18 protein-coding genes are annotated in these 20,616 nt (G+C 62.6%); 16 read left to right on the top strand and 2 right to left on the bottom strand.

From position 1 onward, the window contains the following. Positions 1-29 precede the first annotated feature (29 nt). The 6 genes from FQ705_RS21590 (at position 30) to FQ705_RS21565 (ending at position 7,147) form a co-directional block, all read left to right on the top strand. Positions 30-1,322 (top strand): DUF3108 domain-containing protein, encoded by a 1,293-nt coding sequence (locus tag FQ705_RS21590; protein ID WP_144144069.1) that lies wholly within the window; start codon positions 30-32, stop codon positions 1,320-1,322. Between the two features lie 178 nt (positions 1,323-1,500). After that, entirely contained in the window at positions 1,501-2,289 is a 789-nt protein-coding gene (pcaD, locus tag FQ705_RS21585) for a 3-oxoadipate enol-lactonase (protein ID WP_144144068.1), read from the top strand. A gap of 118 nt (positions 2,290-2,407) precedes the next feature. Further along, positions 2,408-2,665, top strand: a complete 258-nt coding sequence (locus tag FQ705_RS21580; protein ID WP_007179533.1) for a DUF3567 domain-containing protein — start codon at positions 2,408-2,410, stop codon at positions 2,663-2,665. A gap of 244 nt (positions 2,666-2,909) precedes the next feature. Then, positions 2,910-3,980, top strand: a complete 1,071-nt coding sequence (locus tag FQ705_RS21575; RefSeq protein WP_144144067.1) for a homocysteine S-methyltransferase family protein — start codon at positions 2,910-2,912, stop codon at positions 3,978-3,980. Between the two features lie 36 nt (positions 3,981-4,016). Further along, entirely contained in the window at positions 4,017-6,782 is a 2,766-nt protein-coding gene (metH, locus tag FQ705_RS21570; RefSeq protein ID WP_260854587.1) for a methionine synthase, read from the top strand. Between the two features lie 158 nt (positions 6,783-6,940). Then, the gene (locus FQ705_RS21565; protein ID WP_144144065.1) at positions 6,941-7,147 is read left to right on the top strand and encodes an acid-shock protein; all 207 of its coding nucleotides are present in this window, start codon (positions 6,941-6,943) and stop codon (positions 7,145-7,147) included. Between the two features lie 127 nt (positions 7,148-7,274). Here FQ705_RS21565 and FQ705_RS21560 read toward each other — a convergent pair whose 3' ends face one another. After that, positions 7,275-7,601, bottom strand: a complete 327-nt coding sequence (locus tag FQ705_RS21560) for a DUF1840 domain-containing protein (RefSeq protein ID WP_144144064.1) — start codon at positions 7,599-7,601, stop codon at positions 7,275-7,277. Positions 7,602-8,027: 426 nt separating this feature from the next. Between FQ705_RS21560 and argS the strand changes: the two genes are divergently transcribed. The 5 genes from argS to FQ705_RS21535 all read left to right on the top strand — a co-directional run bounded on the left by argS (position 8,028) and on the right by FQ705_RS21535 (position 14,237). After that, positions 8,028-9,818: an arginine--tRNA ligase gene (argS, locus tag FQ705_RS21555; protein WP_144144063.1), complete on the top strand. Its 1,791-nt coding sequence runs from the start codon at positions 8,028-8,030 to the stop codon at positions 9,816-9,818. A 61-nt stretch (positions 9,819-9,879) separates the two neighbouring features. Next, entirely contained in the window at positions 9,880-10,686 is an 807-nt protein-coding gene (locus FQ705_RS21550; RefSeq protein ID WP_144144062.1) for an SPOR domain-containing protein, read from the top strand. 161 nt (positions 10,687-10,847) lie between these two features. Continuing rightward, the gene (locus FQ705_RS21545; RefSeq protein WP_144144061.1) at positions 10,848-11,486 is read left to right on the top strand and encodes a thiol:disulfide interchange protein DsbA/DsbL; all 639 of its coding nucleotides are present in this window, start codon (positions 10,848-10,850) and stop codon (positions 11,484-11,486) included. A 15-nt stretch (positions 11,487-11,501) separates the two neighbouring features. Further along, a complete protein-coding gene (locus FQ705_RS21540) occupies positions 11,502-12,278 on the top strand; it encodes an SDR family oxidoreductase (RefSeq protein ID WP_144144060.1) in 777 nt (258 codons plus the stop codon). Between the two features lie 372 nt (positions 12,279-12,650). Beyond that, positions 12,651-14,237, top strand: a complete 1,587-nt coding sequence (locus FQ705_RS21535; protein WP_144144059.1) for an ABC transporter substrate-binding protein — start codon at positions 12,651-12,653, stop codon at positions 14,235-14,237. 108 nt (positions 14,238-14,345) lie between these two features. Here FQ705_RS21535 and FQ705_RS21530 read toward each other — a convergent pair whose 3' ends face one another. Further along, a complete protein-coding gene (locus FQ705_RS21530; protein WP_144144058.1) occupies positions 14,346-15,419 on the bottom strand; it encodes an MBL fold metallo-hydrolase in 1,074 nt (357 codons plus the stop codon). A gap of 189 nt (positions 15,420-15,608) precedes the next feature. Here FQ705_RS21530 and FQ705_RS21525 point away from each other — a divergent pair, with 189 nt between their 5' ends. From FQ705_RS21525 to FQ705_RS21505, 5 genes are all read left to right on the top strand, one after another. Beyond that, positions 15,609-16,013, top strand: coding sequence for a MerR family transcriptional regulator (locus FQ705_RS21525; protein ID WP_144144057.1), 405 nt, complete (start codon positions 15,609-15,611; stop codon positions 16,011-16,013). An 18-nt stretch (positions 16,014-16,031) separates the two neighbouring features. Further along, complete coding sequence (gene aceK, locus FQ705_RS21520; protein ID WP_144144056.1) at positions 16,032-17,852, top strand: bifunctional isocitrate dehydrogenase kinase/phosphatase; 1,821 nt, start codon at positions 16,032-16,034, stop codon at positions 17,850-17,852. Between the two features lie 61 nt (positions 17,853-17,913). Further along, on the top strand, positions 17,914-18,690 hold the full coding sequence (gene can, locus FQ705_RS21515; RefSeq protein ID WP_144144055.1) for a carbonate dehydratase: 777 nt from the start codon (positions 17,914-17,916) through the stop codon (positions 18,688-18,690). Further along, positions 18,683-19,891, top strand: coding sequence for an acetyl-CoA C-acetyltransferase (locus tag FQ705_RS21510; protein ID WP_186307934.1), 1,209 nt, complete (start codon positions 18,683-18,685; stop codon positions 19,889-19,891). Before can ends, FQ705_RS21510 begins: the two co-directional genes overlap by 8 nt. Positions 19,892-19,936: 45 nt before the next feature. After that, positions 19,937-20,614 carry an SDR family oxidoreductase gene (locus FQ705_RS21505; protein ID WP_144144054.1) on the top strand — a complete coding sequence of 226 codons (678 nt, stop codon included), beginning with the start codon at positions 19,937-19,939 and terminating at the stop codon, positions 20,612-20,614. Positions 20,615-20,616 lie beyond the last annotated feature (2 nt).

Here is a 20,616-nt window from a genome sequence, read left to right as displayed (position 1 = left end):
GCCCTCATAAGCTCTTACAGCTATCCGCGATGTCCTCACCCTCCGCCACCCACCGCACCGATCGCACGCCGCCCAGCGGGCCGCGCGCGGGATTGCGCGCGTGGCGCTGGATTGCCGTGCTCGTGCTGGTGGCCGTGCTGCACTGGATCGCCGCGCAGTGGGTGGAGCGCAATCGCGCCAATCTGAATCCATCGGACAACGCGCGCGTGCCCGTGCAGGTTACGCTGCTCACGCCCGAGCGGATCGAGCGCAAACCGGCGGCGGCAGCGCCGCAGGCACCGGCCGCTGCGCCCGCGCATAAGGCTGCGGCAAACAAGCCGCACGAGCAGCATGTGTTGACGGCTTTGCAGCCTGCGGCGAAAGCGCCATCGACGGCCACTGCGGCCTCGGCGACGACTGCGGCGAGCGCTGTTGCCGCTGCCGCCGCAAGCAGCGCAAACGCGAGCGCCGGCGTGAACGGCACCGGAACCGCCAGCGCACCATCCGCTGCCAGTGCTCCCCAGGCAACGCCTGGCGTGAAGTTCGCGGTCCCGCCATCCGGTGAACTGCAATACGACACCTTCTACAACGGCGTACGCAATCAGCCCGGCACGATTCACTGGACCAGCAACGCGCAGAGCTACGAAATGGTCGTGTCGGTGCCGCTGCCTTTCGTCGGTACATTCGTGTATTCGAGCCACGGCCGCATCGATGCATTCGGTCTCGCGCCGGATCAGTACATCGAAAAGCGCGGACATCGCGCGGAAGACGTCGCAATCTTCAATCGCACCGACAAGAAGATCGCCTTTACCCGCACCCCCGCTACGCTGCCGCTGCCCGACGGCGCGCAGGATCGTTTCAGCATGGTGATGCAACTCGCGAGCCTCGTGCGGGGGGACCCGGCCGCCTATAAGCCAGGCGTGACGCGCCAGTTCTTCGTGGTCGACAACGACAGCGGTGAAAACTGGCCGATCGTAACTATCGGCGACGAAACGATCCGCACCGCGCAGGGTTACCTCGACACACGCCATTTCAAACGCCTGCCTCGCCACGACGGCGACATGCGACGCATCGACGTATGGCTCGCACCGTCGCTCGGCTGGCTGCCGGCGCGCATCGTTCAAACTGAACCGAACGGTACACAATTCGAACTCGTGTGGCGCGGCAAGCTCAATGCCGATAACGCGAATAGTTCAGTCAATAGCGACAATAGCGCGGTCCCCTCTGACGATTCTCCCAACGCACCGCCATCCGACACTTCGGCGGTTGCGCCCGAGCCTGCGCCCTCTTCTCCGGTTGATTCGACCGAGCCCGGCAGTCCGTCCGGCATCATCAAGCCCTAAAGCTTTAAATCCGAGCATAGGCTCCAGTGACTCGCTGAACTTACGTCGCGAGGTGCACTCGCACACACTGTTGCAACCGTTCGCGCGTAAGCTGCGTATATACCTCAGCCGTGCAGTCAAAAGCGTGGCGTCGCGCGTGAATGGACCCTTCCACTGCGTTCCCCTTCAAGGAGCCCGCATGCAAGTGAACATCAACGGTATCGAAACGCGCTATGTGCTGAGCAACGAGGGCGGCGGCCCGTGGCTGACGTTCATCCATCAACTCGGCGGCGACCTGTCTGTCTGGGATCAGCTCGCGGGCTATTTCCGCGACGACTACACCGTCCTGCGCTACGACTTGCGCGGACATGGCAAGACCGCGGCATCGCGTGCGCCGTTTAGCATAGACGACCTGGCCGGCGACCTCGCCGCCTTGCTCGATGCGCTCGGCGCACCCACGACGCATCTGGTCGGCATGTCGATGGGCGGCATGATTGCGCAGCAATTTGCGCTGACTCACCCTGACCGCGTCGATACTTTGACCATCGCCGACAGCAGCGCCGGCACTTTGCCCGAAGCGCGTGCCACATGGAACCAGCGCGCTGCCAGCGCCCGCAGCGACGGCATGGCGGCGCTCGTGCCATCGACCTTGAGCCGCTGGCTGACGCCCGATTTCACGACCGCGCACCCCGAAGCGGTCGAACAGATTCGCGACGTACTGACGCATACGTTGCCAGAAGGCTACGCCATGGCGTGCGAAGCGCTGCGCGATTTCGATGTACGCAGTAAGCTGGGAACCATCCGTTGCCCAACGTTGACGGTGGCGGGCCGCCACGACACGGGCACGCCGCCTGCTTCTACGCAGGCGATAGCAGACGCCATCGAAGGCGCGCGTTTCGAATTACTCGATGCCGCTCATCTGGCGCCCATCGAGCAATCTCACCGTTTTGCTGCACTGCTTGAAACGTTTCTTGAAAGGCCGGTCTAACCGGTAGGTTCGGAACTTTTACAAGCGTCAATCCGGACCCACCCCTTGAATTCCACACCATACGCTCCACCTATGGCGCAGGAATGGCCAGGAGCCAACGGAAATAAGGAGTGTCGCCATGCAAATGATCTACAACAGCCCGAACTATTGTGTCGTCGAGTTTCCGCCGCAGGAAGGTCCGCTGGCCATGAAGTCGGGTGGCTATGAGATCGTCGACAAGAACATGCAGCGCGAAATCTACATTGACGGTGCTATGGCGGCGCGCTTTCGCGAGCACGTGCAGAAGCTGATCGAAGAAGAACCGTCGCTGGACGAGGTAGACGAATTCCTCGGCCAGTTCGACAGCCTCATGCACCAGCCCGTCATTCTTCACTGAGGGCAGGGTTCGGCTTAACGTTTTTGGCGACATGGATTGGCCGCGCTGTCCGGATTCGCAAGTCCATCCGGCGGAGTTTTTAAGACGGCCAGCAGTTAATGAAACGGCCCAGCAGGCTTTCGCCTTGCGGGGCCGTTTTCTTTTCACACTGTCGATGTCGCGAAGGCCCGCGCCGGGCGGTTCCGTCCGACAGCGGCTACAATGACAGGTTTCCCGAAAAAGCCGGCGCAAGCCCACGTCCGCCATGAACCAGCCTGCTCAAACCGCCACGCCAGTCCGTCTCGACGCCGCCTACACGCGCGGCGCGGCGCTGCCCGCGCTGCTCAAGTCGCGCATCCTGATCCTGGATGGCGCAATGGGCACGATGATCCAGCGCTACAAACTCGACGAAGCGGCCTATCGCGGCGAGCGTTTCGCGGACTACGGGCGCGACATCAAGGGCAACAACGAACTGTTGTCGATCACGCAGCCGCAGATCATCCGCGAGATTCACGAGCAATATCTCGCGGCGGGATCGGACATCATCGAGACCAACACGTTCGGCGCGACGACCGTGGCCCAGGCCGACTACGGCATGGAACAACTTGCCATCGAGATGAACCTCGAATCGGCGAAACTGGCGCGCGCCGCTTGCGACAAGTATTCGACGCCCGACCGCCCGCGTTTCGTCGCAGGCGCGATCGGACCGACGCCGAAAACCGCCAGCATTTCTCCTGACGTGAACGATCCGGGCGCGCGCAACGTGACCTTCGACGAACTGCGCGCCGCGTACTACGAGCAGGCCAAGGCATTGCTCGACGGCGGCGCCGATCTGTTTCTCGTCGAAACGATCTTCGACACGCTCAACGCGAAAGCCGCGCTGTTCGCACTAGACGAGTTGTTCGAAGACACCGGCGAGCGTCTGCCGATCATGATTTCTGGCACCGTCACCGACGCATCGGGCCGCATTCTGTCGGGCCAGACCGTCGAAGCATTCTGGAACTCGCTGCGTCATGCCAAGCCGCTCACGTTCGGCCTGAACTGCGCGTTGGGCGCGGCACTGATGCGCCCGTACATCGCCGAGCTGGCGAAGCTGTGCGACACCTATGTATCTTGCTATCCGAATGCGGGCTTGCCGAATCCGATGAGCGACACGGGCTTCGACGAACTGCCGGCGGATACCTCGGGCTTGCTCAAGGAGTTCGCGCAGGCCGGCCTCGTGAATATCGCAGGCGGTTGCTGCGGCACGACGCCGGAGCACATTGCGGCGATTGCACAGGCACTCGCTGAAGTGAAGCCGCGCCAATGGCCCAACCAATATCGCGACGCAGCCTGAGTCCGGCGGCCTGAACCTCGGCCGCCAGTTCCCGCTATCGACTCCGACGCACCTCAAACGCAGCACTCGACTCGCACCTACGCCATGACCGATCACACCATGCGCCTTTCCGGCCTCGAGCCGTTCAACGTCACGTCCGGGACGCTCTTCATCAACGTCGGCGAACGCACCAACGTGACCGGCTCGAAGGCGTTCGCGCGAATGATCCTGAACGACCAGTTCGACGAAGCCGTCGCGGTTGCGCGCCAGCAGGTCGAAAACGGCGCGCAGGTCATCGACGTCAACATGGACGAGGCGATGCTCGATTCGAAAGCGGCAATGGTGCGCTTCATGAATCTGATCGCGTCGGAGCCGGATATCGCGCGCGTGCCGATCATGATCGACTCGTCGAAATGGGAAGTGATCGAAGCCGGTCTGAAGTGCGTGCAAGGCAAGGCGATCGTCAACTCGATCTCGCTGAAGGAAGGCGAAGAAGCCTTCCGCCATCACGCAAACCTGATTCGCCGCTACGGCGCGGCAGCCGTCGTGATGGCATTCGACGAGAAAGGCCAGGCCGACACTTTCGAGCGCAAGACGCAGATCTGCAAACGCTCGTATGACTTCCTCGTCAACGAAGTCGGTTTCCCGCCGGAAGACATCGTGTTCGATCCGAACATCTTCGCGATCGCAACCGGCATCGAAGAGCACAACAACTACGCCGTCGACTTCATCAACGCCACGCGCTGGATCAAAGCGAATCTGCCCTACGCGAAGATCAGCGGCGGCGTGTCGAACGTGTCGTTCTCGTTCCGCGGCAACGACCCGGTGCGCGAGGCAATTCACACCGTGTTCCTGTATCACGCGATTCAGGCCGGCATGGACATGGGCATCGTCAACGCGGGCCAGCTCGGCGTGTATGCCGACCTCGATCCGGAGTTGCGCGAGCGCGTCGAAGACGTGGTGCTGAACCGTCGCGAAGACGGCACCGACCGGCTGCTCGAAGTCGCCGACAAGTTCAAGACCGGTGCAGCGAAAAAGGAAGAGAACCTCGAGTGGCGTAACCAGCCGGTCGAGAAGCGTCTTGCGCATGCACTCGTGCACGGCATCACCAACTTCATCACCGAAGACACCGAAGAAGTCCGCGCGACGATCGCGGCCGCGGGCGGCCGCCCGATCAACGTGATCGAAGGCCCGCTGATGGACGGCATGAACGTCGTCGGCGACCTGTTCGGCCAGGGCAAGATGTTCCTGCCGCAAGTCGTCAAATCGGCGCGCGTGATGAAGCAGGCCGTGGCGCATCTGATCCCGTTCATCGAGGAAGAAAAGCGTCAGATGGCTGCGGCCGGCGACGACGTCCGCGCCAAAGGCAAGATCATCATGGCGACGGTAAAGGGCGACGTTCACGATATCGGCAAGAACATCGTGACCGTGGTGCTTCAGTGCAATAACTTCGAAGTGGTCAACATGGGCGTGATGGTCCCGTGTAACGAGATTCTCGCGAAGGCCAAGGTCGAAGGCGCGGACATCATCGGTCTTTCCGGGCTGATCACGCCGAGCCTCGAAGAAATGGCCTACGTCGCCTCGGAAATGCAGCGCGACGACTACTTCCGCATCAAGAAGATTCCGCTGCTGATCGGCGGCGCGACCACCTCGCGCGTGCATACCGCCGTGAAGATCGCGCCGCATTACGAGGGACCGGTGGTGTACGTGCCGGACGCGTCGCGATCGGTGTCGGTGGCGTCGAGCCTGCTGTCCGACGAGGGCGCGGCCAAGTATCTCGACGACCTCAAGTCCGACTACGACCGCATCCGCGATCAGCACGCCAACAAGAAAGCCACGCCGATGGTCACGCTCGCCGAAGCACGCGCGAACAAGACCAAGGTCGACTGGGCGAGCTATCAGCCGGTCAAGCCGAAGTTCATCGGCCGCCGCGTGTTCAAGAATTTCGATCTGAACGAGCTTTCGAACTACATCGACTGGGCTCCGTTCTTCCAGACGTGGGACCTAGCCGGTCCGTATCCCGCGATTCTGAACGACGAGATCGTCGGCGAATCGGCGCGCCGCGTGTTTTCGGACGGCAAGTCGATGCTTGCGCGCCTGATCCAGGGCCGCTGGCTGCAGGCCAACGGCGTGATCGCGCTGCTGCCGGCCAACACGGTGAACGACGACGACATCGAAATCTACACGGACGAATCACGCACGGAAGTGGCGCTCACGTGGCGCAACCTGCGCCAGCAGACCGTGCGGCCGGTGGTGGACGGTGTGATGCGGCCGAACCGGTCGCTCGCCGACTTCATCGCGCCGAAGGAATCGGGCGTGGCCGACTACATCGGCATGTTCGCGGTCACGGCGGGTCTGGGCGTCGACGTCAAGGAAAAGCAGTTCGAAAAGGATCACGACGACTACAGCGCGATCATGCTGAAGGCGCTCGCCGACCGGTTCGCGGAAGCCTTCGCCGAAGCGATGCATGCACGCGTGAGACGCGACCTGTGGGGCTACGCGAACGACGAAACCCTCTCCAACGACGACCTGATCTCCGAAAAATACCGCGGTATCCGTCCGGCGCCGGGCTATCCGGCCTGCCCGGACCACCTGGTCAAACGCGACATGTTCGACGTGCTGCAAGCCACCGAAATCGGCATGAGCGTGACCGAATCGCTCGCCATGCTGCCGGCGGCCAGCGTCTCGGGCTTCTACCTGGCGCACCCGGACAGCACCTATTTCTCGGTTGGCAAGATCGGTCAGGACCAGGTAGAAGACTTCGCTCAACGCATGTCGTTGTCGAAAACCGACGCTGAACGGGCGCTCGCGCCTTTGCTGTAAGGCTTCCGTGGGGGCAACCCCACTATATCGGGCCAGAAAGAATGAATATTTGCGGCGGCGTAATTTTCGTCTTTGTAGACTGAGTCGGCTTTACCTCGCCAGACGCGGCCAAAACGCGTCGGCTTAACTAATTGCAATCGTCGACGGAGAGAAATCCTATGAAGAAGCTGACGCTGTTGTTGACTGCTGTTTCGCTTGCCGCTGGCGCCTCGATCGCGGTGGCTCAGCCCGCCGCTCCCGGTGGCTCCAGCTCGGTCAGTTCGTATTCGCCGCCCACGGTGAAACACGTCAAAAAGCCGAAGAAACAGAAAATGAAGAAGGGCGCGTCGGCTCCGATGGCCGCTCCGGCTGCCGCCAGCCAGTAAGCAGCGTAGCGAGGCCGGTTGCGTTCCAGCCTTTTTTCCGGCCTTCGAAAGACAAAAGAGCCCGCATCGAGCGGGCTCTTTTCATTGGTGCGCCTGAATTAGCGTGACCGCCGGCCGCGAGGCGCGATCAGATCCCCCAGACGATATCCGCGTTTTCCTTCTGCGCCGCGCGCAGCATGTCGAGGAACGGATAGGCGCGCTGCGCGAGTCCCGGCGGAATCTCGTGGTGCTCGTGACCTTCCTCGCCTTCGTGGAAATGACCGTCGTGCTCGGCCCGTTCCTGTTTGTCGACGACGATGGCCGCTTCGAGCTTGGTGATCGCCGGGCCCAATTCGTCGTGTGTGATGACGCCTCGCTCACCCAGCCGTTTGCCGACGATGCCGATCAGGTACTGTGCCAGGTTGTCCAGCATCATCACGTCCGGCGTGGCGCGGCATTTGAAAGTAATCAGCATGACTGTTCCCATTTTCGTTATGTTGGATTGGCGCGCAAGCAGCTCGAGAGCCACCGCCGCAGCGCGTTACGTTGGCTCGCCGATCAGGCATGACGGCCACGGCCCTTGCTGGGCATCTCATTGAACATATTAGCACCTGCTAAAATCCGTCTGAACGGAAAAGCGAAGCGCAAAGGGCGTGGGCCGGCCGGTTGGCCACATTCACCACGCCATCGCGGCACGCCGCCGCCGTGCATGTCACAACAGGCCGCCACGCACCGCACTGATTGCGTTGCAGGCAACGTGCCTGACGGCGCAGCCGCTGCACCCGAGGCGTCACGCCGGGCGCAGCGCCGCTTTCCATGCTTCTGACGAACCGGCCGCGCCTGCCGCGCGGTCGGCGCCTCTTCCGCATCACCGGATTGCCTCACTGGACTCGCAACAAGCATGCTGCCCGCACATAAACATACTCTCGAAACACTGCTCGCCGACACGGTGAAGCAGGTCGCACAAGCCACTCAGGGCGCGAGCGAAGCCGCGTTCGTGTCGCCCACCATCACGCTGGAACGTCCGAAGGTCGCGGCGCACGGCGACGTCGCGTGCAACGTGGCGATGCAACTCGCCAAGCCGCTGCGCGCCAATCCGCGCCAGCTAGCGCAACAGATCGTCGACGCGCTGCTCGCTCAACCGCAGGCCAAAGGCCTCGTCGAAGCCGCCGAGGTGGCCGGCCCCGGCTTCATCAACCTGCGTCTGGCCGCGGCCGCCAAGCAGGCGGTGATCGCTGCCGTGTTCGCGGAGCGGGACGCCTTCGGCCACTCGCAACGCGACGCCGGCAAGCATGTGCTGATCGAGTTCGTCTCGGCCAACCCGACCGGCCCGCTGCACGTCGGCCACGGCCGCCAGGCCGCGCTCGGCGACGCGCTCTCGAACGTGCTGGCCTCGCAAGGCTGGGACGTGCACCGTGAGTTCTACTACAACGACGCCGGCGTGCAGATCCAGACGCTCGCCCTGTCCACCCAGGCGCGCGCCCGTGGCCTCGCGCCCGGCGACGCCGGCTGGCCGGCTTCGGCGTACAACGGCGAGTACATCGCCGAAATCGCGAAAGAGTATCTGGCCGGCGCCACCGTGGCCGCCAGCGACGGCGCGCCGGTCACCGGCGCGCGCGACGTCGAAGATCTCGAAGCGATCCGCCGCTTTGCCGTGACGTATCTGCGGCGCGAGCAGGATATGGACTTGCAGGCCTTCGGCGTGAAGTTCGACCAGTACTATCTGGAGTCGTCGCTATACAAGGAAGGCCGGGTCGAAAAGACGGTCGAGGAGCTGGTCGCGGCCGGCAAGACCTACGAACAGGAAGGCGCGCTCTGGCTGCGCACCACCGACGACGGCGACGACAAAGACCGCGTCATGCGCAAGACCGACGGCACCTACACGTACTTCGTGCCGGACGTCGCATACCACGTCGCCAAGTGGCAGCGCGGCTTCACCAAGGTCATCAACATTCAGGGCTCGGACCACCACGGCACGATCGCGCGCGTGCGCGCCGGTCTGCAGGGTCTTGGCGTCGGCATTCCGAAGGGCTATCCCGACTACATCCTGCACAAGATGGTCACGGTGATGCGCAATGGCGAAGAGGTGAAGATCTCCAAGCGCGCGGGCAGCTATGTGACGGTGCGCGATCTGATCGAATGGTCGGGGGGCGCCACGCCGGGCTCGGAAGCGGCCGTCGATCTGATCGACGAAGAAACGATCCGGCGCGGCCGCGACGCCGTGCGCTTCTTCCTGATCTCGCGTAAGGCGGATACGGAATTCGTGTTCGACATCGATCTCGCGTTGAAGCAGAACGACGAAAATCCGGTGCATTACGTGCAGTATGCGCACGCGCGCATCTGCTCGGTGATCGCCGAATGCAAGTCGCGCTACAACACGGACGAAAGCACGCTCGCGTCGGTAGATGTCTCGCCGCTCACCAGCGAACGCGCGATGGCGCTGTTGAACAAGCTCGCCGAATTCCCGGACGTGCTGCAACACGCCGCGGAAGAACTCGCACCGCACGCGGTCGCTTTCTATCTGCGCGACCTCGCCGGGGAATTCCACTCGTTCTACAATGACAGAGCCGAGCGCGTGCTGGTCGACGACGCGGCCGAACGCAATGCACGCGTCGCGCTGCTCACCGCCACGCGTCAAGTGCTGGCCAACGGTCTGGCGACGATCGGCGTCTCCGCTCCCGTCAAGATGTAAGTCCTCCGGCGCAACATGCATGCGGCCGTCGCTATAATCGGCGGCCGTTCCAGGATTCTTTTTGCAGGTGATTCATACGATGGCAAAACCACGCCGCACAACAAAGCAATCGAAACAAACCGGGGGTACGTTTCTCGGTATCGTGCTGGGCCTGATCGTCGGCCTTGCGATCGCGGTAGTGGTGGCGCTGTATATCACCCGTGCGCCTACGCCGTTCGTGTCGAAGGTGGCGCCGCCCGCGGCGTCCGATTCCGGCGCGAGCCAGACCCAGTACGACCCGAATCGTCCGCTGCAAGGCAAGACGCCGGGGCAACCGGTGCCGCAGGCCGCGCAACCCGCGCCGCCCAACACGGCGCCAGGCCAGACCAATCCGCAGACCCAGTCGGGCATGCTCGAAGAACCGCAGATCGTCGAAGTGCCGCCGTCCAATGGCAGCGCGAACGGCGTCGCGGTTCCGCCGAAGGCCGCGCAGGATAACGGCGAAGGCACCACCGCACCGGCCAAAAAACCGCAGGCCGGCAGCGCGCCGGGCGCCAACGCGTCCAACTCGGCGCCCAAGAGCGGCTCGGCCACGACCGCCGCCAACGCCAAGCCGGGTTCCGGCGCAGCACCGGCTCCGGGCGACGCCAACACCGGCTACTTCCTGCAAGTGGGCGCCTACAAGACCTCGGCCGACGCCGAGCAACAGCGTGCGCGCCTCGCCTTCCAGGGCTTCGAATCGAAGGTCACGCAGCGCGATGCGGGCGGTGTGACGTACTATCGCGTGCGTATCGGACCGTTCTCGAAGTTCGAGGACATGAATTCGAACCGTCAGCGTCTGTCCGACGCGGGCGTCGATACGGCTGTGATCCGCTTTACCAAACAATAAAACCACGTGATTGGTCGACACGCGCCGCCGCCGAACTATCGGCGCGCGGCGCGTGTCACAAACACGACGGACAATTCACGACGTTCAAAGCCGACATTGAAAAACGGTGACGGGCATTTGCGTGGCGCCACCGGTTTACCGCCTACTTGGGTCATCACAACATGAAAAAACTGCTGAGCATTCTGTTCCTCTCGCTGGGCCTCGTCGCCGCAACGGCACAGGCATCGCCGGCCGCACCGGTATCGGGCAAGGACTACACCGTGCTGTCCACGCCGCAGCCGACCGACGAGCCCGCCGGTAAGATCGAAGTCACCGAATTCTTCTGGTACGGCTGCCCGCACTGCAATGAATTCAACCCCTACCTCGAAGCATGGGTGAAGAAGCAAGGTCCGGACGTGGTGTTCAAGCGCGTGCCGGTGGCCTTCCGCGACGACTTCATCCCGCATTCGAAGATGTACCACGCGCTCGACGCACTCGGTCTGGCCACGCAACTCACGCCGAAGGTCTTCAACGAAATCCACGTCAACAAAGACTATCTGCTGACGCCGGAAGATCAGGCCAAGTTCCTCGCAAAGAACGGCGTGGATCCGAAGAAGTACATGGACGCGTACAACTCGTTCTCGACGCAAAGCGCGCTGCAGAAGGACAAGAAGCTGCTGGACGACTACAAGATCGACGGCGTGCCGACGCTGGCCGTGCAGGGCAAGTATGAAACCGGCCCGGCCACGACCAACAGCCTGCCGGGCACGATCCAGGTGCTCGACTACCTGGTGACGCAAATCCGCGCCAAGAAGATGTAAAGCCGAGGCGCCGGAATGAGTTCACCCCTGAAGGTTTTCATTACCGGCGCGTCGAGCGGTATTGGCCTCGCGCTCGCTACCGAATACGTGCAGCGCGGCGCGATTCTCGGCCTCGTCGCCCGCCGTGGCGACGCCCTCGCCGCCTTCCAGCAGTCCCATCCGCACAGTTCCATCTCGATCTATTCCGTCGACGTTCGCGACGCCGAAGCGCTGGCCGAAGCTGCCGCGCAGTTCATCGCGCAGCACGGCTTGCCGGATGTCGTCATCGCCAATGCGGGCATCAGCCGCGGCGCGGTCACGGGTGAGAGCGACTTGCGCACCTTCCGCGAAGTGATGGATATCAATTACTTCGGCATGGTCGCCACCTTCGAGCCGTTCGCCGCCGCCATGGTCGCGGCACGGCGCGGCACGCTGGTCGGCATCGCCAGCGTGGCCGGGGTACGTGGCCTGCCGGGTTCGGGCGCGTACAGCGCGTCGAAGTCGGCGGCGCTCAAGTATCTGGAAGCGTTGCGCGTCGAAATGCGGCCGCACGACGTCGGCGTGGTCACCATCGCGCCGGGCTACATTCGCACGCCTATGACCGAGCACAATCCGTACACCATGCCGTTCCTGATGGACGCCGACCGCTTCGCGGTGAAAGTCGCGCAGGCCATCGAGCGGCGCACGGCGTTCGCGGTGTTTCCATGGCAGATGGGCATCGTGGCAAAGTTGCTGCATGTGCTGCCGCGCTGGCTCTACGATCGCGCCTTTGAACGCGCGCCGCGCAAGCCGCGCGGCACCGTGACGGAATAACCGCAGCGGCCATGTCGCGGACGATGCTGCCGCACAGGGTCGTCATCTCTCTACAGACCTGGCAGGCTCTCCTGGCGCGATCTTCGATCGTGAGCACGGCGCAGGCGCACGCACGGCCCCAATGGGCCAGCCCAGATGGGCCAGCCCAAACGGGCCAGCCATATCCATATGTAGATTAAGTTGTTGTCGTCGCAACGACCCTTCGATAAGCTTTCGCGAAGGCCGACGCGCTTACTGGCTGGCTCACCGGGCCCATGCGTCAGCGCCGGAAACGTATCACAATGAACACGGCGGCCACGCCGGCCGCCTTCGTCAACGGAACATAAACACAACCAGACGCACTGCCTGACTGCGCTTGTTATGGGAGATCCTATGCGCTTCAAACTGCTCGCAGCCGCCGTACTGTTCACGGCGCCCGCGCTCGTGCTCGCCAAACCGCTGACCGTCTGTACCGAGTCGAGCCCCGACGGTTTCGATGTCGTGCAGTTCAACTCACTCGTCACGACCAATGCGTCAGCCGATGTGATCTTCAACTCGCTGGTGTCGTACGACGAAGCCGCGAAAAAAGTAGTGCCCTCGCTCGCCGACAAGTGGGAGGTGAGCGCCGACGGCCTCACCTACACGTTCCATCTGCGTCCGAACGTGCAATTCCAGACCACCGACTACTTCAAGCCGACCCGCGCGCTGAATGCCGACGACGTCGTCTTCACGTTCGAGCGCATGCTCGACGACAACAATCCGTGGCACAAGGTGGCGGGCGCGAGCGGCTTCCCGCATGCGCAGTCGATGGGCTTGCCCAAGCTCATCAAATCGATCAGCAAGGTCGACGACAACACCGTCAAATTCGAGTTGAACGCACCGGACGCGACCTTCGTCTCGATCCTGACCATGGGTTTCGCTTCGATCTATTCGGCTGAATACGCCGATCAGCTACTCAAGGCCGGCAAGCAGGTCGATCTGAACGCCAAGCCGATCGGCACCGGGCCGTTCGAATTGAAGAGCTACACGAAAGACGCCGTGATCCGCTACGACGTGAACCCGACCTACTGGGGCCCGAAACCGAAAATCGACCGCCTGATCTACGCGATCACGCCGGACGCCACGGTGCGCGCGCAGAAGGTAAAGGCCGGCGAATGCCAGATCGCGCTCTCGCCGAAGCCGCAGGATCTCGCCGACGCGAAGACCGACAAGTCGCTCGCCATCGTGCAGACGCCCGCCTTCATGACGGCGTTCGTCGCATTGAACACGCAGAAGAAGCCGCTCGACAACCAGAAGGTCCGTGCCGCACTGAACATGGCGTTCGACCGCACCACGTATCTGAAGACCGTGTTCGACAACACTGCGACCGCCGCCGTGAATCCGTATCCGCCGAACACGTGGAGCTACGACAAGGCCGTCAAACCGTGGCCGTACGATCCGGCCAAGGCGAAGAAACTGCTCGCCGACGCGGGCTATCCGAACGGCTTTGAAACGACCATCTGGGTGCGTCCGAACGGCAGCGTGCTGAATCCGAATCCGAAGGCCGGCGCCGAACTGCTGCAGGCGGACTTCGCGAAGATCGGCGTGAAGGCGGACGTGAAGGTGATCGAATGGGGCGAGCTCATCAAGCAGGCCAAGCAAGGCCAGCATGATTCATTGTTCATGGGCTGGGCCGGCGACAACGGCGATCCGGACAACTACCTCTCGCCGCTCTTCAGTTGCAATGCAGTGAAATCGGGCATCAACTTCGCGCGCTTCTGCGACCAGGATCTGGACAAGCTGATCGCCGACGGTAAGGCGACAGCCGATCAGGCCAAACGCGCGAAAGCCTACGAACAGGCGCAGCAGATCATCCACGATCAGGCGCTGTGGATTCCGCTGGGTTATCCGACCGCTGCAGCGATCACGCGCACCAACGTGAGCGGCTATCACGTGAGTCCGTTTGGTCGGCAGAACTTCGGCGCGGTGTCGGTGCAGTAAGATCGCTTCGACTTAGCCGCCTCGACGGGCGGCCATAAGAAAAGCCCGGTTGCGTGACGAACGCAACCGGGCTTTTTTATCGATACGCTAACGTCGATGCGTTAGCGCTTACGCCGGCGAGAACCGGATCACGCCATCCGCGTCCTGTGTGCGCTTCAACTCGCCCGCGAGCCACAGCAGATGCAAATGCGCGAGCGCTTCGCCCATCGCGAACGTCATCTGGTGGATGTCGAGTTGGCGTTTGAACATCAGCGGGACGATATCCGCTGCGCTTTGCGGCTTCTGCGCGCAGGCCTCGCGCACTTCGGCGAGTCGCGCATCGTGATGCTCGCGCAACTGGCGGATACGCGTACGCACGCCGCGAAACGGCTTGCCGTGCGACGGCAGCACCAGCGTGTCCTCCGGCATCGTCTCGTAGCGACCTAGCGATTCCAGATACAGCGCGAGCGGCGTGCCTTCCGGCTCCATATCGAACACCGACACGTTGGTCGAAATACGCGGCAGCACCATGTCGCCGGAGATCAGGACGCCGGTCTTTTCGCAGAACAGCGCGCAGTGTTCCGGCGAATGCCCGAAGCCGGTCACCACACGCCAGGTCTCGCCGCCGATCGTCACGCCGTCACCCTCGCGCAGACGACGGTATTGGCCAGGAATCGCCGGTACGAGGCTCGCGTAATAGCTCTTGCGGTTGCGCAGTTTGTCGAGCGATTCCTCGTCCGTCACGCCGTGCCGCGCGAAGTGGCGCGCCGCGCCGTCGCCGCCCGCGTTCGAACCGTCGCCGGCTGCCATCACGCGTGCCTGCATGTATTCGCCGAGCGTCATCCACAGCCGCACGTCCCAGCGCTGCTTGTCGCCGCCCGTGCAAATCCAGTGCGCGAGGCCGATGTGATCCGGATGGCAATGCGTGACGATCACGCGCAGGACCGGCAGGCCGTCGAGCACCGAGTCGAACACCTTCTCCCAGTTCTGCTTGATCGTGTCCGAGGTGATGCCGCAGTCCACCACCGTCCAGCCACGCTGACCGTCGATCTCGTCACGCAGCAGCCAGAGGTTGATGTGGTCCAAAGCAAAAGGCAGCGGCATACGCAGCCAGAACACGCCGGGCGCGACTTCCATGGCGTGGCCCGCTTCCGGCAAGGTGTCGCCGAACGGGTAGTCGAGTTGATGTTCGAGTGCATTCATTGTGGGTGTCTTCCTCCGTCGGCCGCCCGGCAAGGCGAGGTTTGCGATGCCGGTCAGCGTGGTTGCGGCACGTTCGTGCCGTGATGCGCCAGGGTTACTGCGGTGGTTGCGTTCCACTCAAGTTGACGATAACGTAAACGTCGATTCTATCGTCCAATCCGAATGTCTGCCCGGCCATGGGATGCCCCGATGAACACGCAATACACGATCACCGAGCTCGCGCGGGAATTCGACGTCACGCCGCGCGCGATCCGCTTTTACGAAGACCAGGGTTTACTCTCGCCAAGCCGAGAAGGATCGAGCGGCTTGCGGCGCGTCTATTCGGGGCGAGACCGAACGCGTCTGAAGCTGACGTTGCGGGGCAAGCGGCTCGGTTTTACGTTGTCGGAAATTCGCGACCTGCTGGACGTGTATGAATCGCCCACCGACACCGTGTCGCAACTGCACGCCTTCCTCGCCACGGTGGCACGTCATCGCGATGTGCTGGAGCGTCAACTGGAAGACCTGAACGCGACGCTCGAAGATCTCGCGCAATACGAAACCCAGGCGCGCGCGCTGCTCGAAAGCGGCGCACGCGAGGCCAGGCCTGCTTGAGCGGAGCATACGGTCGACATGAATCACTTCCCCAAACTGCTGTCGTCGCAGATCGGCTTCGACGTCGCGCAGACGATGCTCGAAGGATTCGACCGTCACTACCGTATCTTTCGCGACGCTGCGATCCACGCCAAGACGCTCTTCGAAAAGGCGGACTGGCATGGCTTGCAGACACTCGCCCGCGAGCGCATCACGTCGTACGACGAGCGTGTGCAGGAGTGTGTCGAACTGCTCGAAGACGAATATGACGCCGAGAATATCGACGACGAAGTCTGGCAGCAGATCAAGCTGCACTACATTGGCCTGCTGACCACGCACCGTCAGCCCGAGTGCGCCGAAACCTTCTTCAATTCGGTGTGTTGCAAGATCCTGCACCGTTCGTACTTCAACAACGATTTCATTTTCGTGCGTCCGGCGATCTCGACCGAATACATCGAGAACGACGAACCGGCGGCGAAACCGACTTATCGTGCGTACTACCCCGGTAAAGACGGGCTCGCCGCGACGCTCGAACGCATCGTCACGAACTTCCAGCTCGAGCCGCAATTCGAGGACCTGACGCGCGACGTCGGCTGTGTCATGCAGGCGATTCACGATGCGTTCGGCGTATTCGACGAAGCGCCCAATTTCCAGATTCACGTGCTTTCGTCGCTGTTCTACCGGAACAAGTCGGCGTATATCGTCGGGCGCATCATCAACGGTGATCTGCTGTTGCCGTTCGCCGTGCCGTTACGCCACGTGAAGCCCGGCTTGCTCGTGCTCGACACGGTGCTGCTGAAGCGCGACCAGTTGCTGATCATCTTCAGCTTCTCGCATTCGTACTTTCTGGTCGACATGGAAGTGCCGTCCGCTTACGTGGAGTTTCTCGGCACCATCATGCCGGGCAAACCGAAGGCGGAAATCTATACATCGGTGGGTCTGCAAAAGCAGGGCAAAAACCTGTTCTATCGCGACCTGCTGCATCATCTGTCGCATTCGAGCGATCAGTTCATCGTCGCGCCCGGCATCAAGGGCCTCGTGATGCTGGTGTTCACGCTGCCGTCGTTTCCGTACGTCTTCAAGCTGATCAAGGACAACTTCCCGCCGCCGAAGGAAACCACGCGCGCGAAGATCAAGCAGAAGTATCAACTCGTGAAGCGGCACGATCGGCTGGGCCGCATGGCCGACACGCTCGAATATTCGAGCGTCGCCCTGCCCCGCTCGCGACTCGACGAAGTGCTCGTGCGCGAACTGGAAAAGGAAGTGCCCTCGCTGATCGAATACGATGGCGACAACCTGGTGATCCGCCATCTGTACATCGAACGACGCATGGTGCCGCTCAACCTGTTCCTGCAGAACGGCAACGACGACGACGTCGATCACGGCATTCGCGAATACGGCAATGCGGTGAAGGAATTGATGCAGGCGAACATCTTCCCCGGCGACATGCTGTACAAGAACTTTGGTGTAACCCGTCATGGCCGCGTCGTGTTCTACGACTACGACGAAATCGAATATCTGACCGACTGCAACGTGCGCGCAGTGCCGGCGCCACGTAACGAGGAAGACGAAATGTCGGGCGAGCCATGGTATTCCGTCGGCCCGCACGACATTTTCCCGGAGACGTACGGCACATTTCTACTCGGTGACCCACGCGTGCGCCGAGCCTTTCTGCAGCATCACGCGGACTTCTTCGATCCTGCGCTTTGGCAACGGCACAAGGATCATCTATTGAAAGGCGAATTGCCCGACTTCTTCCCGTACGACAGCAGCGAGCGCTTCTGCATCCGTTATCCGCAACGTTTCGCCGATATCGATCCCGATGCACAGGTCGACGCGCGCAGCGTACGCGCGGCATGATGCCCGCGCACTTCTAACGACACCGGCCGGTCAATCGGTCGAGCCATCGCCCACACGCACCATGCACACGAACACGACGAATTCCGACAACCCGCTCTCGCATCTGTTCGACAACAACGATGCGTGGGTCACGCGCAAACTCGCCGAGGACCCCGAGTACTTCTCGCGTCTCGCCCATCAGCAAACGCCGGAGTATCTATGGATCGGCTGCTCCGATTCGCGCGTGCCGGCGAACCAGATCATCGGCCTGCCGCCGGGCGAAGTGTTCGTGCATAGAAACATCGCCAACGTAGTGGTGCATACGGACCTGAACTGTCTCTCGGTGATCCAGTTCGCCGTCGATCTGCTGAAGGTCAAGCACATCATGGTGGTCGGCCACTACGGCTGCTCGGGCGTCGGCGCGGCGCTGCATGGCCGGCGCGTGGGTCTCGCGGACAACTGGCTGGCGCACGTGCAGGACGTGCGTACCAAACATGCCGCATTGATCGAAGAATGGCCGCTTGGCGAAGCGCGTCACCGTCGCCTCGTCGAACTGAACACGATCGAACAGGTGGTGAACGTGTGCCGCACGACCATCGTCAACGACGCATGGGCGCGTGGCCAGGAACTGACCGTGCATGGCTGGGCCTACGGCGTGCATGACGGCAAGGTCCGCAACCTCGGCATGACGATCAACGACGCCGCCGCGCTGGATGCGACTTACAGGGAATGTGTGGGCGCCATCTCGGCCGGCGGCGCGCACAAGGCAGACAACGACATGATTACCGCCGACGCCGCTCAACTCGGCGACGTGCCGGCAATCGTCGAAGGTGTGATCAAGGAGCTAAAACATGAGTGAGACGAATATGAGCACGACACAGACTGATCCGATCGTCATCGTGGGCGTGGCCCGCACGCCAATGGCCGCCTTTCAGGGCGACTTCGCGTCGCTGACCGCGCCGCAACTCGGCTCGGTGGCCATCGAGGCGGCGGTCCAGCGCGCGGGTCTGAAACCCGAACAGATCGACGAAGTGGTGATGGGCTGCGTGCTGCCCGCTGGCCTCGGCCAGGCGCCGGCACGACAGGCGGCATTGGGCGCCGGCTTGCGGTTGAGCACCGGCAGCACGACCGTCAACAAGATGTGCGGTTCCGGTATGCGCGCGGCGATGTTCGCGCACGACATGCTGGCGGCAGGCTCGGTCGACGTGATCGTCGCGGGCGGCATGGAAAGCATGACGAATGCGCCCTACCTGCTGCCCAAAGCGCGCGGCGGCATGCGCATGGGCCACGGTCAGGTGATCGATCACATGTTCTACGACGGCCTCGAAGACGCCTACGAAAAAGGCCGTCTGATGGGCACCTTCGCCGAGGAGTGCGCATCGTCGTTCGATTTCACGCGCGAGGCGCAGGACGCCTTCGCGATCGAGTCGCTCAACCGGGCGAAGCGCGCCAACGAAGACGGCTCGTTCGCGTGGGAAATCGCACCCGTGAAGGTGGAAAGCCGCAAGGGCGACGTCACCATCGATCACGACGAGCAGCCGTTCAAAGCCAACCTCGACAAGATTCCGACGCTCAAGCCCGCGTTCAGCAAAACCGGCACGGTGACGGCCGCGAATTCGTCGTCGATTTCCGACGGCGCGGCCGCGCTCGTCATGATGCGCGAGTCGACCGCCAAACGCCTCGGCGTCGAGCCGATCGCGCGCGTGGTCGGTCACTCGACCTTCGCGCAGGAACCCGCCAAGTTCACCACCGCGCCGGTCGGCGCGCTCCGCAAGCTGTTCGAGAAGAACGGCTGGCGTGCTGACGAAGTCGATCTGTACGAAGTCAATGAAGCGTTCGCCGTGGTGACGATGGCCGCGATGAAGGAACACCATCTGCCGCACGAGAAGGTCAACGTGAATGGCGGCGCTTGTGCGCTCGGCCATCCGATCGGCGCTTCGGGCGCGCGGATTCTCGTCACGCTGATCGGCGCCTTGAAAAAGCGCGGCTTGAAGCGCGGCGTCGCGACGTTGTGCATCGGCGGCGGCGAAGCGACTGCCATGGGTATCGAACTGGTCTGACGCGTCGTCCAATGCGTTTGAAGTCTGAAGGCTTGAGGTAATTCGATGAAGACAGTGTTGATCGTCGGTGCGTCGCGCGGCATCGGCCAGGAATTTGTCCGGCAATACCGGAAGAGCGGCTGGCGCGTACTCGCCACCGCGCGCGACGGCGCCGCGCTCGACGCGTTGAAACAGCTCGGCGCGCAAACTTACTCGCTCGATGTGACCGTGCCCGAGGAAATCACCGGCTTCGGCCAGCAGCTCGACGGCGAAAAACTCGACGCGGCAATCCTCGTGTCGGGCGTCTATGGTCCGCGTACCGAAGGCATCGAATCGATTCTCGCCGAAGACTTCGACCACGTCATGCACACCAACGTGCGCGGCCCGATGCAACTCATGCCGGTTCTGCTGCCGCTCGTCGAAGACGCTGGCGGCGTGTTCGCGGTGATCTCGAGCAAGATGGGCAGCATCAGCGACACGAGCGGCACGACCGGCTGGTTGTATCGGGCGAGCAAGGCGGCGTTGAACGATGCGCTCAAACTCGCCTCGCTGGATACGCAACGCGCCACCTGCATCTCGCTGCATCCGGGCTGGGTGCGCACCGACATGGGCGGCGCGCAGGCGGCGATCGATCCGGCGCGCAGCGTCACCGGCATGCGTGAAGTGCTGGCGCAGGCTGCCGGCGCACGCGAGGCGTTCAACGGCCGTTTCTATCAATACGACGGCACGCCGCTCGACTGGTGAGG

This window comes from Paraburkholderia sp. BCC1884 (assembly GCF_900996225.1).
In the GTDB taxonomy this organism is placed as follows: domain Bacteria; phylum Pseudomonadota; class Gammaproteobacteria; order Burkholderiales; family Burkholderiaceae; genus Paraburkholderia.
Note: the sequence above shows the minus strand (reverse complement) of the source record. Positions and strands in the feature narration are given on the sequence as shown.